The 15857-nt window shown below is 61.9% G+C and carries 12 protein-coding genes; 7 read left to right on the top strand and 5 right to left on the bottom strand.

Translation table 11 applies throughout. The features are described 5' to 3' along the window. Positions 1-117 precede the first annotated feature (117 nt). The gene (locus XW59_RS11805; protein WP_047145116.1) at positions 118-2154 is read left to right on the top strand and encodes an NADH:flavin oxidoreductase; all 2037 of its coding nucleotides are present in this window, start codon (positions 118-120) and stop codon (positions 2152-2154) included. 100 nt (positions 2155-2254) lie between these two features. Here the strand turns inward: XW59_RS11805 and proX are convergent, their stop codons facing one another. The 4 genes from proX to XW59_RS11785 form a co-directional block, all read right to left on the bottom strand. Beyond that, a complete protein-coding gene (gene proX / locus XW59_RS11800; RefSeq protein WP_047145117.1) occupies positions 2255-3289 on the bottom strand; it encodes a glycine betaine/L-proline ABC transporter substrate-binding protein ProX in 1035 nt (344 codons plus the stop codon). Positions 3290-3341: 52 nt separating this feature from the next. Further along, positions 3342-4298 carry a proline/glycine betaine ABC transporter permease gene (locus XW59_RS11795; protein ID WP_082137529.1) on the bottom strand — a complete coding sequence of 319 codons (957 nt, stop codon included), beginning with the start codon at positions 4296-4298 and terminating at the stop codon, positions 3342-3344. Positions 4299-4300: 2 nt separating this feature from the next. Then, entirely contained in the window at positions 4301-5398 is a 1098-nt protein-coding gene (locus XW59_RS11790) for a betaine/proline/choline family ABC transporter ATP-binding protein (protein ID WP_047145118.1), read from the bottom strand. 188 nt (positions 5399-5586) lie between these two features. Then, positions 5587-6513, bottom strand: a complete 927-nt coding sequence (locus XW59_RS11785; protein WP_047145119.1) for a LysR substrate-binding domain-containing protein — start codon at positions 6511-6513, stop codon at positions 5587-5589. Between the two features lie 142 nt (positions 6514-6655). Here XW59_RS11785 and XW59_RS11780 point away from each other — a divergent pair, with 142 nt between their 5' ends. Both XW59_RS11780 and XW59_RS11775 read left to right on the top strand, forming a co-directional pair. Further along, a complete protein-coding gene (locus XW59_RS11780) occupies positions 6656-8218 on the top strand; it encodes a trimethylamine methyltransferase family protein (RefSeq protein ID WP_047145120.1) in 1563 nt (520 codons plus the stop codon). A 286-nt stretch (positions 8219-8504) separates the two neighbouring features. Beyond that, entirely contained in the window at positions 8505-10043 is a 1539-nt protein-coding gene (locus XW59_RS11775; protein WP_047145121.1) for an ABC transporter substrate-binding protein, read from the top strand. On the opposite strand, the gene XW59_RS11770 is transcribed toward XW59_RS11775, so the two are convergent. After that, a complete protein-coding gene (locus XW59_RS11770; protein ID WP_246666069.1) occupies positions 10033-10965 on the bottom strand; it encodes a LysR substrate-binding domain-containing protein in 933 nt (310 codons plus the stop codon). The genes XW59_RS11775 and XW59_RS11770 overlap by 11 nt on opposite strands. 82 nt (positions 10966-11047) lie before the next feature. Between XW59_RS11770 and XW59_RS11765 the strand changes: the two genes are divergently transcribed. The 4 genes from XW59_RS11765 to XW59_RS11750 all read left to right on the top strand — a co-directional run bounded on the left by XW59_RS11765 (position 11048) and on the right by XW59_RS11750 (position 15835). Continuing rightward, the gene (locus XW59_RS11765) at positions 11048-11986 is read left to right on the top strand and encodes an ABC transporter permease (RefSeq protein ID WP_047145123.1); all 939 of its coding nucleotides are present in this window, start codon (positions 11048-11050) and stop codon (positions 11984-11986) included. 1 nt (position 11987) lies between these two features. Beyond that, complete coding sequence (locus XW59_RS11760) at positions 11988-12848, top strand: ABC transporter permease (protein ID WP_047145124.1); 861 nt, start codon at positions 11988-11990, stop codon at positions 12846-12848. 41 nt (positions 12849-12889) lie between these two features. Then, positions 12890-13951, top strand: a complete 1062-nt coding sequence (locus tag XW59_RS11755) for a hypothetical protein (protein ID WP_047145125.1) — start codon at positions 12890-12892, stop codon at positions 13949-13951. 78 nt (positions 13952-14029) lie between these two features. Continuing rightward, positions 14030-15835, top strand: a complete 1806-nt coding sequence (locus XW59_RS11750) for an ABC transporter ATP-binding protein (protein ID WP_047145126.1) — start codon at positions 14030-14032, stop codon at positions 15833-15835. The last annotated feature ends 22 nt before the right edge of the window (positions 15836-15857 follow it).

Below are 15857 nucleotides of genomic sequence, written 5' to 3'. Positions count from 1 at the left end.
CTATGTCAACAAACTCGACCTAGGGTGATCTAAAGCGAACACTTATGACTTGATACTTGACATCGGTGTACAGCGTGCAATCAATAATCGGGACAATCGGAGGCACGCAGGCTGGCCATGACCAACGATCCTCTCTTGCAGCCCTATCGGCTCAAGCACCTCACGCTGCGCAACCGTATCATGGTCACCTCCCATGAGCCTGCCTATCCCGAAGACGGACTGCCGAAGGAGCGCTATCGGGCCTATCACGCCGAGCGCGCCAAGGGCGGCGTGGCGCTGACCATGACGGCGGGATCGGCGGCGGTGTCCCGGGACAGCCCGCCCGTCTTCAACAACATCCTGGCCTACAAGGACGAGGTCGTGCCGTGGCTCAGGGATCTGGTCGATGCCTGCCACGAACATGGAACGGCGGTGATGATCCAGCTCACCCATCTGGGCCGGCGCACACGCTGGGACAAGGGCGACTGGCTGCCAGTGGTCGCGCCGTCCCATGAGAGGGAGGCCGCGCACAGAGCTTTTCCGAAAAAAATGGAAGACTGGGATATTTCCCGCGTCATCAAGGACTTCGCCGATGCCGCCGAGCGCATGCAGGCGGCGGGTATGGACGGCATCGAGCTGGAGGCTTACGGGCACCTGCTGGATCAGTTCAACTCGCCCCTGACAAACACGCTCGAGGAGCCGTATGGCGGACCGCTTCAGAACCGCATGCGGTTCATGTTCGACGTTCTTCATGCGATCCGCGAACGGGTGGGCCGGGAGTTCATCCTCGGCATTCGCTACACCGTCGACGAGGCGCTTCCCGGCGGCAACGGGAAGAGCGAGGGCTTCGAGATATCGAAACGCCTGAAGGACAGCGGCCTTGTCGACTTCCTGAACGTCATACGCGGCCATATCGACACCGACGCGGGCCTGACCGACGTGATCCCGATTCAGGGAATGGCGAGTGCGCCGCATCTCGATTTCGCCGGAGAGATCCGCGCGGCGACCGGGTTCCCCACTTTCCACGCGGCGCGGATTCCGGATGTGGCAACCGCCCGGCACGCGATCGCGACGGGCAAGGTCGACATGGTGGGCATGACGCGCGCCCACATGACGGATCCGCACATCGTCCGCAAGATCATGCAGAAACGCGAAGATGAAATCCGTCCCTGCGTCGGCGCGAACTACTGCCTGGACCGCATCTACCAGGGTGGAGCCGCCTACTGCATCCACAACGCGGCCACGGGGCGCGAGCTGTCCATGCCCCACGACATTGCCAGGGCGGCGGCAAAGCGCAAGGTCGTGATCGTCGGAGCCGGTCCCGGCGGACTGGAGGCGGCGCGTGTCGCAGGAGAGCGCGGCCACGACGTGATTGTCTTCGAGGCTGCGGGTTCCGCGGGAGGCCAGATCAAGCTGACCACCCAGAGCACACGGCGCCAGGAGATGATGGGCATCATCGACTGGCGCCTGGCGCAATGCGAGAAGCTCGGCGTCACGATCCGCTACAACACATGGGCGGAGCGCGACACGGTTCTCTCGGAAGAGCCCGACACGGTGATCGTCGCGACCGGCGGGCTACCCCACACCGAAGTGCTCGTTGCGGGAAACGAGCTCGTCATTTCCTCGTGGGACATCATCGCCGGGGACGTGAAGCCCGGCTCGAACGTCCTCGTCTATGACGACGCGGGCGACCATGCAGCCCTGCAGGCGGCGGAGGCGATTGCCAAAAGTGGCGCGAAGGTCGAGATCATGACTCCGGACCGGTCGTTCGCGCCGGAGGTGATGGCGATGAATCTCGTTCCCTACATGCGCTCGCTGCAGAAGCTGGATGCGAGCTTCACGGTCACGTTCCGCCTCGAGGAGATTCACAGGGACGGCAATCAGCTTCGGGCGGTCATCGGCAGCGATTATGGCGGCGTTCGCAAGGAACGCTCATACGACCAGGTGGTCGTCAACCACGGCACCATCCCGCTCGATGAGCTCTATTTCGAACTCAAGCCGATGTCACGCAATCTGGGCGCGGTCTCGCATGAGGACCTCATCGCCGGGAGGCCTCAATCGCGCGCGGGCAACCCGGACGGCTCGTTCCAGCTGTTCCGCATCGGCGATGCAGTCGCCGCGCGAAACACCCACGCAGCCATCTACGATGCGCTGCGTCTCGCCAAGGATCTGTAGCCGGGTCCTAAGATTTCCCGCACGATACATGCGAGGGATCCCGAACTGATGGATTTAGAGCGCCGCACTCTGACGAAAACGCGGCGCTCCATGAGCTTCGTCAGTTGGCGGCCTGCTTCGCCGCCTCGATCCAGCCGTCGAAGGCCTGCTCGTTCGCCTTGATCCACTCGTCCGCCTGACGCTCGAGATCCGCGGGCTTGTCCGCGCCCTCATACATCTGCGCGTTCTGGGCGAAGATATCTTCCAGAGGAATGCTCATCACCTCGAAAAGCTTCTTGGCTGCGGGATTTTCGTCAAGGAACTGCTGGTTGGCGACCACCTGGATGTCGTTGGCCGGCCAGCCCATCTGGCAGGGATCACTGGCGCATCCCTTCACGCCGGGAATGGCGGTATGCGCCTCCATGTCTTTCTGCTCTTCCGGCAATGAAGGTTGCGAGACCTCCAGCCACACCACGTCCTCGTCCGGCTTCAGCATGCCCACCGTCCAGTTCGGCGTCCAAGTATAGAAGAAAATGGGCTGGCCCTGTTCGTACCGGCTGATGGCGTCGGCCATGGACACCGAGTATGCCGCCTGGATTGCGTTGACGCTCTCGCCCAGCCCGTAGGCTTCCATCTGATGGGTGATGGTGAGTTCGCAGCCCCATCCGGGAGGGCAGGCGACCAGATCGGCCTTGCCGTCGCCATTGCTGTCGAAAAGCTTCGCGACCTCGGGTTTCTTGAAGTCGTCTATCAGGCGGATGTTGTGCTCTTCGGCGGTTTTCTTGTCGATCAGATAGCCCTGCAGCGCGCCACCCTTGGCCACGAAGCCGACGCTGCTGGCCTTGCCTTTGATGTCCTCCAGATAGGTATTGTGCAGAGGGAACCAGCCGCTCGCCCAGAAATCCATGTCGCCCTGCGCGACTGCCTGGTAGAAAGGCGGATTGTCGAGCGCGGTCGGTCCTTCGACCGTATAGCCGAGCGCCTCCATCGCCTTCTTGTAGATCTGCGCCTGAAACCACTCGGTGTCCCAGGTCGGCTGCCCCATCTTCACGGTCTTGCCTTCGCCGGGCAGCGACTGGGCCCAGAGAGGCGAGGCACTCAAGGCCATGGTTGCTACCGCCAGGCCCAATCCGAATACAAATTTGCTTCTTGCCATGTCATTGCTCTCCCATTGTTCTGTGTATTTCAGCCTGCTCCCGGATCAGCGACTATGCGGCCTCTCCAGCCACGGCGTCCGGCGTTCGTTCTCCCGCAGTCCGGCCAGCTTTGCGCCGGCGGGCGTTGTCGCCGTCGCCCATCGCCTGGGTGATGCGGTCGAGGATGATCGCCAGCAGCACGATGCCGAGCCCGCCGATACTCGCATAGCCGACGTCAAGGCGCCCAAGGCCGGTATAGACGACGAGGCCCAGACCACCGGCGCCGATAAGCGCGCCGATCACCGTCATGGAAAGCGCGAGCATCAGCGTCTGGTTTACGCCGGTCATGATCGTGCGAAGCGCCAGCGGCAGTTGGATCTCCCACAATATCTGCCGGGGCGTGGAGCCGAAGGCGCGACCGGCCTCGACGAGCTCACCCTGCACCTGGCGGATACCGAGATTGGTGAGGCGCACCAAAGGAGGAAGCGCAAAGACGATCGTGGCAATCACGGCGGGAACCATCCCGACCCCGAACAGCATGACGATGGGAACGAGGTAGACAAAGGAGGGTATGGTCTGCATGACGTCGAGGATCGGGCGAAAGACCGCCGCCGTGCGGTTGCTGCGCGCGGCTGCGATGCCGAGTGGAATGCCAACGACGATGCAGAAGGCCACCGCCGTGACGATCATCGCCAGCGTGATCATGGTCTCCCGCCAAAGCCCGATCCAGTCGAGCAGAAATAGCGAAACGAAGGTAATGATGGCGATACCCCGCCCCGCCGCGCGCCAGGCCGCGAGCACCGCGATGATGACCACGACGGCGAAGGGGATCGCCAGCAGCACAGACTGCAGCCCGTCGAGCACCTGGGCGATCGGCCATTGCAGCGCGCGAAAGATCGGCCGCAAGGTCGGAACGAACCAATCCTTCACCACGGCTTCGATCCAGTCGTCGAGCGGCAGTATCCGGTAGCTGGACGGCCGGACCGCATCCGCGGCAGCCCGGAGTTGATCGAAGACTTCCGTCGCCATGATCACGACCTCCCTTGCTGCGGGTTGCCTGCAAGCAACGCGGTGACGTCGGCCGCAGAGATTGTGCCTTCCACTCGCCCTTCCGCGTCGACCACCACGACCGGCGCCGGGCCGGAGGCGAGGGCGAACACTTCGTGAAGCGGCTGGCCGCCTTCGATCGAGACGGCTCCTTCGGGCAGCACCGCGCCCGCGCCTGCCGATCCTGGCTGCCGTATCGCCGCGCGAACCGGCAGCGCGCGGCCGCGGTCGATGTCGCGCGTGAACGCGGCGACATAATCATCCGCCGGGTTCAGCACGATATCGGCCGGCCGGCCCACCTGTGCAAAGCGCCCGTCCTTCATCACGGCGACCTGGTGGCCCAGCGTCAGCGCCTCGTTCAGGTCGTGGGTGATGAAGATGATGGTGGTGCGGTAGCGGCGTTGGAGTTCCAGCAGCTCTGCCTGCATGTCACGCCGGATGAGTGGATCGAGTGCGCTGAACGGTTCGTCCATCAACAGGATTTCGGGATCGAGCGCCAGGGCCCGTGCCAGCCCGACACGCTGCTGCATGCCGCCGCTGAGATCGGCAGGATGGCGGTCGGCCCAACTGGCCAGGCCGACGCTTTCGAGAGTCTTCAGGGCCTTGGCGCGGCGCTCCGCTTTCGCTAGCCCGCGCATCTTTAGGCCATACTCGACATTTTCCGCGACGGTACGGTGCGGCAGCAGGGCGAAATGCTGGAAGACCATAGTGATCTTTTCCAGCCTCAGCGCCCGCAGCCTCTCCTCTGTCGCGGCGACGATATCCTCTCCGTCGATCTCGATCCTGCCGGCAGTCGGCTCCTGCAGGCGGTTGAGGCAGCGCACCAGGGTGGATTTCCCGGAGCCCGACAGACCCATGACGACGAAGATCTCGCCCGCATCCACCGAGAACGAAACCTCGTCGACCGCCACGACGGCACCGATCCGCTCGATGATCTCGGATTTTGAGAGCCCTTGCCGTCTCAGCGAAAGCGCCTGCGCGACGTCTGCTCCAAACACCTTGCTCAGGCCGCGGACTTCGATGCGCCTGGGTACGGATGTCACCTCGGCGGAGGCGTGACCATCACCGCGCGTGCCATCCATCAGCAACGGCCCTGCCCGGTGCGCCGGCACAAGCTGGCGACGCACTGGATTTTGGAGTTGGTCCTGCTTGTTCTTTTAGCCATGCCGCTCCTCCCGACTGCGATGATTTCAGTTCGGGGGGCAGCGTGTAAACCACACCGCTGCGAATGTTTGGCATGATTCAGCGTAATGCGAACGCTTTGTGCCTGCTAGGCCTGGGCGAGCTTCGGCCCCGCATATGTCTCCGAGCGTATCCATGTCAGGAACGACTGGACGGCGGGTTTGCGGACCGGCGCCGTCTTCAGGACGATGTAATAGGCGTCTCGCGTCCGCACCGATTCAGCCATGACACGGATGAGCTGCTTATGCTGCAGGAGGTCGGATACGAGCCGCTGCCAGCCGAGCGCAATGCCCTCGCCGCGCAAAGCCGCGTAGATCGCATCCGTATAGAAATTGCAGCTGAGTGTGATCTTGCAGTGATCGCTGCTATAACCGAAGGCGCCCATCCATTGCTTCCAGCCGGTCCAGCTTGGATTGAGGGAATCGCTGGCGATGAGATCGTGCTGAAAAAGATCGGCGACGCAGTCCGGCGCGCCATGCTCGGCCAGGTAGCCAGGGCTGCACACCGGAAAGATGTCGTCACCGAAGAGCTTGATCGCCTTGCCGTCGGGCCAGTTTCCGTTCCCGTAGCGAATGGCGATGTCGATGTCTTCCCCGAGCAGGTTCGCGGAGCTGTCCTGTGCCACGATCTTCAGCTTGATTTCCGGGTTCGCACGTCTGAAATCGGATATGTTGGGCAGCAGCCAGAAATGCGAAAAGGCCACCGATGCCGAGATCACCAGTTCCGCCGGTCTGGTCTGGTCGGTGATCCCCTGGACCGTCTGGGAAATCAGGCCGAGCGCCTCGGACATGGTTTTTGCCAGGCTGTCGCCATGCACCGTCAACTCGATCGAACGGTGGCGCCTGCGGAAGAGCTGGAGATGCAGGGTTTCCTCAAGCGCCTGAACCTGCCGGCTCACCGCAGCCTGCGTGATCCCGAGTTCCGAAGCAGACTTGGTGAAGCTTCCATGCCGCGCGGCCGCCTCGAAGACCACGAGCGATGTCATCGAAGGAAGATGGCGGCGATAACCAGACATGAGCCTGCCTCATGCAAAGCGGACGAAAAAGTGACCTTGACGCTTGTAGTGCATAACGGATGCTCATGCACGTAGCCGTTTTCGGGGTCGCGCCTTTCCTCGAACCGGTGCAATCGCGACGTCGCTCGAACGGAGGTCCAGCATGGTTCAAGCCTTCTCAACGGCAGACAGGCCCCGTCAAGGTCGAGAGCGAGCCGGACGCGATGCGCGCAGGGAGCAGCGAGCACAGGGCCCACGCGGCTTGGGCCGACCCTATATCGTCCGCAACATCCCGACCTACGATATCCTGTCGGAGGAAAATCTGGTCCGTATCGAGGAGACGGCGGATCGCATCCTTGCCGAGATCGGCATCGAGTTCCGCGACGACCCGGTCGCGCTCGATCACTGGAGGCGCGCTGGAGCCGACGTCGAAGGCGTCCTGGTGAAGTTCGCGCCGGGCATGTTGCGCGAGCTTTTGAGGACCGCCCCGGCCGAATTCACCCAGCATGCCCGCAATCCGGCAAGATCCGTCCGCATCGGCGGCAGAAACGTCGTCTTCTCGCCGGCATACGGATCGCCTTTCGTGATGGATCTCGACAAGGGCCGCCGCTACGGCACGATCGAGGACTTCCGCAATTTCGTGAAGCTCGCGCAGTCCTCCCCCTGGCTACACCATTCCGGAGGCACGATCTGCGAGCCGGTCGACGTGCCGGTCAACAAGCGCCATCTCGATATGGTCCATGCCCATATCCGCTACTCCGACCGTCCCTTCATGGGCTCTGTCACGGCGGAGAGCCGTGCCGAGGATTCGATCGAAATGGCGCGGGTCGTCTTCGGGCGCGATTTCGTCGAGGAGAACTGCGTCATCCTCGGCAATGTCAACGTCAATTCACCGTTGGTCTGGGACGGCACGATGACCCTGGCGCTGCGCGCCTATGCCCGCGCCAATCAGGCGGCCGTCATCGTCCCCTTCATCCTGGGGGGCGCCATGGGGCCGGTGACGAACGCCGGCGCGATCGCCCAATCGCTCGCCGAAACGATGGCCGGTTGCGCGCTGACGCAACTGGAGCGGCCCGGAGCGCCGGTGATCTTCGGCAACTTCCTCTCATCCATGTCGCTGCGTTCCGGCTCACCGACTTTCGGCACGCCGGAGCCGGCGATAGGCTCGATGGTGATAGGACAGCTCGCGCGCCGCCTGAACTTGCCTTTGCGATGCTCCGGCAATTTCACCACCTCGAAACTGCCCGACGCCCACGCCATGAACGAAGGCACGATGTCGATGCTGGCCGCGGTCCATTGCGGAGCGAACTTCATCCTGCATTCGGCCGGCTTCCTCGACGGGCTGCTCTCCATGTCCTACGAGAAATTCGTCATGGACGCGGATTTCTGCGGCGCGCTGCACACCTATCTCGACGGCGTCAAGATCGACGACAATCAGCTCGCCTTCGACGCCTTCCGCGAGGTAGGACCGGGCCACCATTTCTTTGGCTGCGCCCACACGATGGCGAACTACGAGACAGCCTTCTGGGATTCCGAGGCCGCCGACAACGAACCCTTCGAGAAATGGGAGGCGGCCGGCTCGCAGGACGCCGCGACCCGAGCCAACCACAAGTGGAAGAAGATGCTGGCGGAATACCAGGCCCCGCCGCTCGACCAGGGCATCGAAGAGGCGCTGCAGGATTTCATGGCACGTCGGAAGTCCGAGACAGCGGACGCGTGGTATTGATCCAAAGCCACATGGGATGGAAGCTCCCAAGGGTAGCGCGATAGATCCGGATATCGCCGATCGCTTCTTTCAGGTGACGGAGTTGGCCCCGGCATCCTTTGCCGGCGCCGGTGTTTTTCCGCCTTCGAGAATATCTGTTCGCTTGCGGCTCCCCCACCCCCGGCAGCCCATGATGCTCCTCGCTTCAGCGAGCGGTATAAACGTTTGTTATAGGATGGCCGGATTTCATCATTTGACACATGTGCCCCTACGGCCTGTTATCGGCGGAACAGTCTTGGGAGAAATCATGAAAATCAAAATTATCGCCTTGCTGCTGGGTTTGTCGGCTTCGCTGCTCGCCACCGCGAGCCATGCCGAAACCCTGCAGGTAGCCGTTGGAACCTCCGACATCACCAACATCGACCCGCACCGCGCTAACGGCTTCGACTCGATGCTGCTCAGCAACGTGTTCGATGGTCTGGTACGGTTCCCGCCCGGAAGCGCCGATCCGGCACGGCTGGAGCCGGATCTGGCGGAGAGCTGGGAAATTTCCGAGGACGGCAAGTCGTGGACGTTCCATCTCCGCTCCGGCGTGCAGTTCCACGGCGGCTATGGCGAGCTTACCGCCGACGACGTCGTCTATTCGCTCAAGCGCGCTTCAGATCCCGCCACGTCGTCCTTTGCCGGCAACTTTTCCTCGATCGCCGATGTCGCGAAAGTGGACGACAAGACGGTTCGTATCGATCTGAAATATGCTGATGGAGGCCTGCTCGGCCTTCTGTCCAACTTCCATGGCGGCCTCATCGTCAGCAAGAAGGCCGCCGAGGAGATGGGTAGCGGTTTCGCGTCCAAGCCCATCGGCACCGGGCCCTACGCGATCGCCGAGCACATGCCGCAGCAGCATGTGAAGCTCGTGGCGCATCAGGACTACTTCCGCGGCAAGCCGGAAATCGATGAGGTCCTGTGGCGCTTTGTTTTGTCCGACAGCAGCCGTGACCTCGCGTTCCAGTCGGGGCAGATCGACATGATCTACGGCAAGCGCGAGCAGCGCTGGGTCGAGCAGGTCAAGGAGCGTGCCGATACCAAGGTGGATGTGTTCGGACTGGGTGAATTCCGCACGCTGCACATCAACAAGAGCATCAAGCCTCTCGATGACATCCGTGTTCGTCAGGCGATTGCCGCCGCCATCGACATCGACCAGATCGTGCGCTTTGTCGGAAGCGACATCGCACGCAAGGGCTGCTCGGTGGTGCCGCCCGGTTATCTCGGCGAAAGCTGCAGTTGGACGATCGAGCATGACGTCGAGAAAGCCAAGACCCTGCTTGCCGAAGCCGGGCATGGAGATGGCCTGACCTTGCCGGTTGTGGTCTCCAACATCTCGTCGCAACTGCCGATCATGGAGATCATCCAGAGCCAGTTGGCAAAGGCCGGCATCTCGCTCGACATGAAGGTCGTGGATCATCCAACCTACCAGCAGCTTATCCGGCAGAACGCCAGCGCGCTGGTGTTTTACGGCGCGGCCCGCTTCCCGGTGGCCGACACCTATCTGAGCGAGTTTTATCACTCGAACGCTATCGTGGGGCAGCCGAACGCTATCACCAACTTCTCGCATTGCTCGGCCGGCGACGCCGACATTGAGGCCGCTCGTACCCAGACCGATGAGGACCAGCGGCTCGCCAGCTGGAAGGCCGCCCAAGAGAAAATCAGCGAAGACGTCTGCTCGGTGCCCCTGTTCGAGCTGCTTCAGGTCTGGGCACGCAGTGCAGCGGTCGATCTCGGCTACGATCTCAAGGGAGCGATCAACATCGCCCCTCAGATCACAGAGAAAAGTCGCGTCAATCGCTAAACGATTCCCGCATGATCTCCGCGCCGGTTTCCGTGGCGCAGCGGATGAAGGTTTCCAGAAGGCCCGCATTGCGGGCCTTCTGTGATTTTGCCAGCAGGAAATGGTTGCTGATCGCCGGCTCGAAGCGCCGGATTGCCACCCGTCCGCGAACCGTCGTTGCCATGAGCGGATGGACCAGCGACACACCCAGGCCGCCGGCGACGAATTCGCAGACCGTTGGCGCGGTGGTCGCCTCCAGCACGATGCTCAGGCGGACGGCATGATCGTCCATCAGCGCTTCCGTCGCGCGGCGTATTTCCACGGACTTGTCGAAGGCGACGAATGCCTGACCATTGAGATCCCTGGGGCCGATCACCGTTTTGCCGGTCAACGGGTGGCCGAGCGGCAATATGCATACCAGCGACTGCGCCAGGAAGGGTTCGGTGTCGAGATAAGGATGGTCTACTCGCGCATTGAGAATACCGACATCGATTTCACGCGTTGTCAGCCAATCGGCAAGCCCCGGGGAACCCTTGATGATCAGCGAGACAAACACGTCCTTTTCTTGTTCCATAAACCGCATCGTCGCTCTCTGTATGAAGTGACCCGACAAGGCCGGCAGGACGCCTACCAGAAGATGCCCGCGCTCCTCGCGCCTTACCGTTTCCACCGCACGTTCGAGCTGGTGCAGCCCGGCAAAAATGCGATCGACCTCCTCATAAAGCCGCATGCCCTGAGCCGTCGGCGAAAGCTTGCCCTTGACCCGATCGAACAGACGCAGGCCGGTGTCGCTTTCCAGATTGGAAACCAGCTTGCTCACCGCCGGCTGTGTGACATGCAGCGCCTCGGCCGCGCCACTGACGGTTCCGTTCTCGATTACCGCGCGAAACGCCTCGACCTGTCGCAAATTGATGCTCTTGACCATAACCGTATGGAATACCATTCGCTAAAACTATTGTTGGACGTTTTAGCATGGGTGGAGATAATCACCACCGCGAAAGTCAACAGCGTACCGTTCGGGACTAATGTCTTACGTCATCAAACGCATTCTGCTGGGCATCCCCACGCTCTTTGCGATGTTCACCGCGATCTTCGTGATCATTCGAGTCGTGCCGGGCGATGCCGCCGCGGTCATTCTGGGCGATCACGCGACACCGGCAGCGCTGGAAGCCTTGCGGACCGAGCTCGGCCTCGACCGGCCGCTCCTCCAACAATATCTCGAATTTCTCGGCGGCCTCCTGCAAGGGGATCTCGGCACGTCGCTGGTCACCAGAAGGCCTGTGCTGCAGGAGGCGTTGCTCGTCCTGCCGAACACGCTGGAGCTTGCTTTCGCCTCCATTATCGTGGGTTTGGCACTCGGAATTCCGCTCGGCGTCTATGCCGCCATCAATCGCAATTCGTGGCCTGATTATTTCGGACGCCTCTTTTCGCTGGTCGGGCTTTCGCTGCCCGCATTCGTATCCGGCATCCTTCTGCTCCTGGCTTTTGCGATCCAGTTGCGCTGGTTCCCGGTGATCGGCTCCTCGCAGCCGTCGAGCCTTGCCGATCGCTTCTTCGGGGTAGCGCTGCCGGCGCTGAACCTCGGCATCATCATGAGCGCCTATGTGGCCCGCGTGACGCGAACTTCCATGTTGGCGACGCTGGGTGAGGACTATGTGCGGACGGCCCGCGCCAAGGGCGTGCGGTCCACCCGGCTCATCCTACGGCATGTCCTGTCCAACTCGCTGCTGCCGATCATCACCGTGGTCGGCCTGTATTTCGGAACGCTGATAGGCAATTCGGTGCTGACCGAAATCGTCTTCAACCGGCCCGGCATGGGGCGGCTCATCCTCGGGGCACTCAACACGCGCGATTACACGTTGCTGCAGGGGCTGATGATCATCTTTGCGTCATTCGTCGTGCTCGCAAACCTCCTGACGGATCTGGCTTACGCGGCTGTCGATCCACGCATCCGGACTTCGTGACATGAAAACCATCCTTCTGGCGCTTCGCGACGCGGCGCGTTTCCTTTCCCGTGGCGGCGCCTTCACCTGGCTGGGTTTCGGATTGCTTTGCGCCATCGTGCTGATGGCGGTCTTCGCACCGCTGATCGCGCCATACGATCCACTCGAGCAGGACATCGTCAACCGGCTGTTGCCGCCATCGCCGGAGTTCTGGCTCGGCACCGACTCCTATGGCCGCGATGTGCTGTCGCGCCTGATCTATGGCGCGCGCGTATCCCTGGTGGTCGGCATCGTCGCCATCGCGATCGCCATGGTCATCGGAACCGCGATGGGCATTCTTGCCGGCTACATCGGTGGCCGCTTCGATGCATTCGTGATGGCCATCGTCGATATCATGCTGTCCTTCCCGAGCCTGCTTCTCGGCATGCTGGTGGCGGCCGTTCTGGGCGCCAGCCTGGAAAATCTCATCATCGCGATCGCGATTACCGAAATTGCGCCTTTCGCCCGCTTGGCGCGCGCGCCCACGCTCGTCCTAAAGGAACAGGACTTTATCCAGGCGACGCGCGCAATGGGCTGCAGCCATTCGCGGATCATGGGTGTCCACATCGTTCCCAACATCATGTCGGAAATTCTGGTCATGGCCTCCCTGTGGATGGCGACCGCGATCCGGACCGAAGCGTCGCTGAGCTTCATCGGCCTGGGTGTGAAGCCGCCCACTCCGACCTGGGGCGGCATGATCCGCGAAGGTTTCGAGAACATTCTCGAAGCGTGGTGGCTTGCCGTCTTCCCAAGCATTTTCGTGTTCGTGACCGTTCTCGCGCTCAACCTTCTTGGCGACGGCCTGCGCGATGCCACCGATCCAAAATTGCGGCAGAGAACCTGATCGCTCCTGCCCGACGAGCATATAATCCCCAGGAGACTACAATGAGCGAAGCCAGCTTTATCTACCTCAGTCAGGAGGATGCGGTTGCGTGCGGCGCGGCCGATGTGTCGGCCACCGTCGCCGACACCGAGCGCACCACCCTGCTTGCCTATCAGGGCAAGGCGATCGAGGCACCGACTGCCACCCTGTTCTGGGGCGTGCCGGCCGAAAAGCTCAAAAACTTCGTTGGCTATCCCAGCAAGAAACGCGCGAACATCCATGCTGGCTACATCGATGACGATGGTGTCGAGAAGGTCGCGCTGAAGAACATTCCGAGCAATCCGGACAATCCCGCCAACAACAAGGGGCCGCGCGCTTCGGGCCTCGTGACGATGCTCGACCCCGAGACCGGATATCCGATCTCGGTCATGGACGCGATGGTCATAAGTTGCATGCGCACCGGCGCTCTCGGCGCGATCGGCGTCAAGCACCTGCGTCGTGCGAATTCTTCCAGCGTCGGCCTGATCGGCGTCGGGCCGATCAACCAGGCAGCGCTTGCCTGCACGGCTGAAGTCATGCCGGAGCTCAAGACGGCGTTCGTCTACGACTTCAAGGCAGAACGTGCCGCCGCCTTCGCCAGCGAATATTCCGAAAAGCTCGGCATAGACGTCGTCCCGGTAAAGACCGCGCGCGAGGCGGTTGCGGATGCCGACGTCGTTATCCCGGCTACCAACGTCCAGACCATCGACGACGCCTATATCGACGAGGACTGGATGAAACGCGGCAGCTTGCTGGTCGATCTGTCGATCTGGGATGCCACCTGGGACACGCTGGCGCGAGCCGACCGCTACGTCATGAACTCGGAGCTGAGCCTTGAACGCAAGACCATGACGCCTCACGTGCTTGTCAGCAAGGGCATCGCGAAGGAGAGCGATATCCTTGACCTCGGCAAGGTGATCGCAGGCCAGGCGCAGGGACGCGAAAACGACGATGACATCATTGTCTATTTCGCCCGCGGAATGGCGATCTACGATGTCATGTGTGGTTACCGCGTGTACGAGACGGCGCTACAGAAGGGCATCGGCCAGACACTCGATCTTTGGAAAGCCCCGTTCTGGAGTTAGTCGCCAGGGAGCGCCGTCGGCGTTGCACCGCCGGTGGCTCACCTTTCGATGCCCGGCTAGCGTATTGAGACCTGATCCATGACCGATCCCGTATTGAGCGTTTCCGATCTTTGCACCTCCTTCAAGGTGAATGGCGCGTGGAATCCCGTCGTAAAGGGCATCTCCTTCGAGATCGCTCCGCGGGAAACGCTCGCAATCGTCGGTGAATCGGGTTCGGGCAAGAGCGTGACCGCTTTCTCGATCATGCAGCTCATGCCGCCGCACAACAGCAGGATCGAGGGTTCCATCCGCCTGCGCGGACGAGAACTCGTCGGCCTTCCGGAAGTGGAGATAAGCAAGGTTCGCGGCAATGAGATCGCCATGATCTTCCAGGAGCCGATGACTTCCCTCAACCCGGTTCTCACCATCGGATCGCAGATCGCCGAGGCGCTGATCCTTCACCGGGACATTTCCCGCCGCGAGGCGGAGGCCGAAGCCCTGCGGCTGTTGGAAAAGGTGCGCATCCCGGCCGCTCGCCAGCGCTTCGACGAATATCCGCATCGTTTTTCCGGCGGCATGCGCCAGCGTGTGATGATCGCCATGGCATTGGCGTGCAAGCCAAAGCTGCTCATTGCCGATGAACCGACGACCGCGCTGGATGTGACCATCCAGGCGCAGACGCTGGAACTGATCAAGGCCCTTCAGGAAGAAGAAGGGATGTCGGTGTTGTTCATCACGCACGATATGGGAGTCGTCGCCGAGATCGCGGATCGCACCATCGTCATGAACCATGGAGTCGCGGTTGAAACCGGGCCAACGACGCAGATCTTCTCAGCGCCCGCCCATCCCTACACACGCGCGCTCATTTCGGCGGTGCCGGCACTCGGCTCGATGACGTCGCATCCGCGTCCGAAGCCGTTTCCGGTCATCGATCCCGAGACGGGGCTTCCTAACAAGGATCCGGAGCCGTCGCCTCCCATTGAGGTCGGACCGAAACCGGTTCTCGAGGTTTCGGGGTTGACCACACGGTTCAACATTCGATCCGGCATGTTCGGACGCATGTCGGGCCGCGTTCATGCGGTCGAGAACGTTTCGTTCAGTGTCGCCCCAGGCCAGACACTGGCGATCGTCGGTGAATCGGGGTGTGGCAAGTCGACAATCGGTCGCTCCTTGATGCGGCTCGTCGAACCGGATGCCGGCTCCGTGAAACTTGAAGGCGTTGAGATTCTCGATCTTGCTTCCCGCGCTCTGCGCGAGCAGCGCAAGCGCATGCAGATGATCTTCCAGGATCCGTTTGCAAGTCTTGATCCTCGCATGAACGCCGGGGCCGCAATCGCCGAGCCGATGATCGTCAATGGTCTCGCAACCCGCCGCCAGGCGCTCGACAAGGCCGGCGAACTGTTGGAGGCCGTCGGGCTTAATGCCGACATGGCCAGTCGCCTGCCGCATCAGTTTTCGGGCGGCCAGCGCCAGCGCATCTGCATAGCCAGAGCGCTTGCAGTCGACCCGAAACTCATCATTGCCGATGAATCGGTTTCAGCACTGGACGTTTCGGTCAAGGCTCAGGTGGTCAATCTCATGCTTGAGTTGCAAGCCAAGCTCGGCCTCTCCTACCTCTTCATTTCGCACGACATGGCCGTTGTGGAACGCGTCAGCCACCGCGTCGCGGTCATGCATCTCGGTGAGATCGTCGAAATCGGCTCGCGCCAGGCGCTCTTCAACAATCCGCAACACGCCTACACGAAAAAGCTCCTCGCTGCGGTGCCGGTCGCCGATCCAGCGCGTCGCGGCGAGCGACGCATCGTCGACAGCGAGGAACTCAAGAGCCCGATCAGGCAGCCGAATTACGTTCCGCCGGTGCGCGAGTACAGACAAGTTTCCTCGGATCACAGCGTCATGATCTGAGAAAAAGCGGCTGGGTCGCAGG

Source organism: Aquamicrobium sp. LC103, from assembly GCF_001014615.2.
Classification (GTDB): Bacteria; Pseudomonadota; Alphaproteobacteria; order Rhizobiales; family Rhizobiaceae; genus LBCQ02.
Note: the sequence above shows the minus strand (reverse complement) of the source record. Positions and strands in the feature narration are given on the sequence as shown.

Bases quoted from the DNA above. Each gene is read 5' to 3' on its own strand.
- XW59_RS11760 (WP_047145124.1), top strand. From the start codon at position 11,988: ATGAAAACCATCCTTCTGGCGCTTCGCGACGCGGCGCGTTTCCTTTCC.
- proX (WP_047145117.1), bottom strand. From the start codon at position 3,289: ATGGCAAGAAGCAAATTTGTATTCGGATTGGGCCTGGCGGTAGCAACC.
- XW59_RS11795 (WP_082137529.1), bottom strand. From the start codon at position 4,298: ATGGCGACGGAAGTCTTCGATCAACTCCGGGCTGCCGCGGATGCGGTC.
- XW59_RS11775 (WP_047145121.1), top strand. From the start codon at position 8,505: ATGAAAATCAAAATTATCGCCTTGCTGCTGGGTTTGTCGGCTTCGCTG.
- XW59_RS11770 (WP_246666069.1), bottom strand. From the start codon at position 10,965: ATGGTATTCCATACGGTTATGGTCAAGAGCATCAATTTGCGACAGGTC.
- XW59_RS11750 (WP_047145126.1), top strand. From the start codon at position 14,030: ATGACCGATCCCGTATTGAGCGTTTCCGATCTTTGCACCTCCTTCAAG.
- XW59_RS11785 (WP_047145119.1), bottom strand. From the start codon at position 6,513: ATGTCTGGTTATCGCCGCCATCTTCCTTCGATGACATCGCTCGTGGTC.
- XW59_RS11765 (WP_047145123.1), top strand. From the start codon at position 11,048: ATGTCTTACGTCATCAAACGCATTCTGCTGGGCATCCCCACGCTCTTT.
- XW59_RS11790 (WP_047145118.1), bottom strand. From the start codon at position 5,398: ATGGATGGCACGCGCGGTGATGGTCACGCCTCCGCCGAGGTGACATCC.
- XW59_RS11805 (WP_047145116.1), top strand. From the start codon at position 118: ATGACCAACGATCCTCTCTTGCAGCCCTATCGGCTCAAGCACCTCACG.
- XW59_RS11780 (WP_047145120.1), top strand. From the start codon at position 6,656: ATGGTTCAAGCCTTCTCAACGGCAGACAGGCCCCGTCAAGGTCGAGAG.
- XW59_RS11755 (WP_047145125.1), top strand. From the start codon at position 12,890: ATGAGCGAAGCCAGCTTTATCTACCTCAGTCAGGAGGATGCGGTTGCG.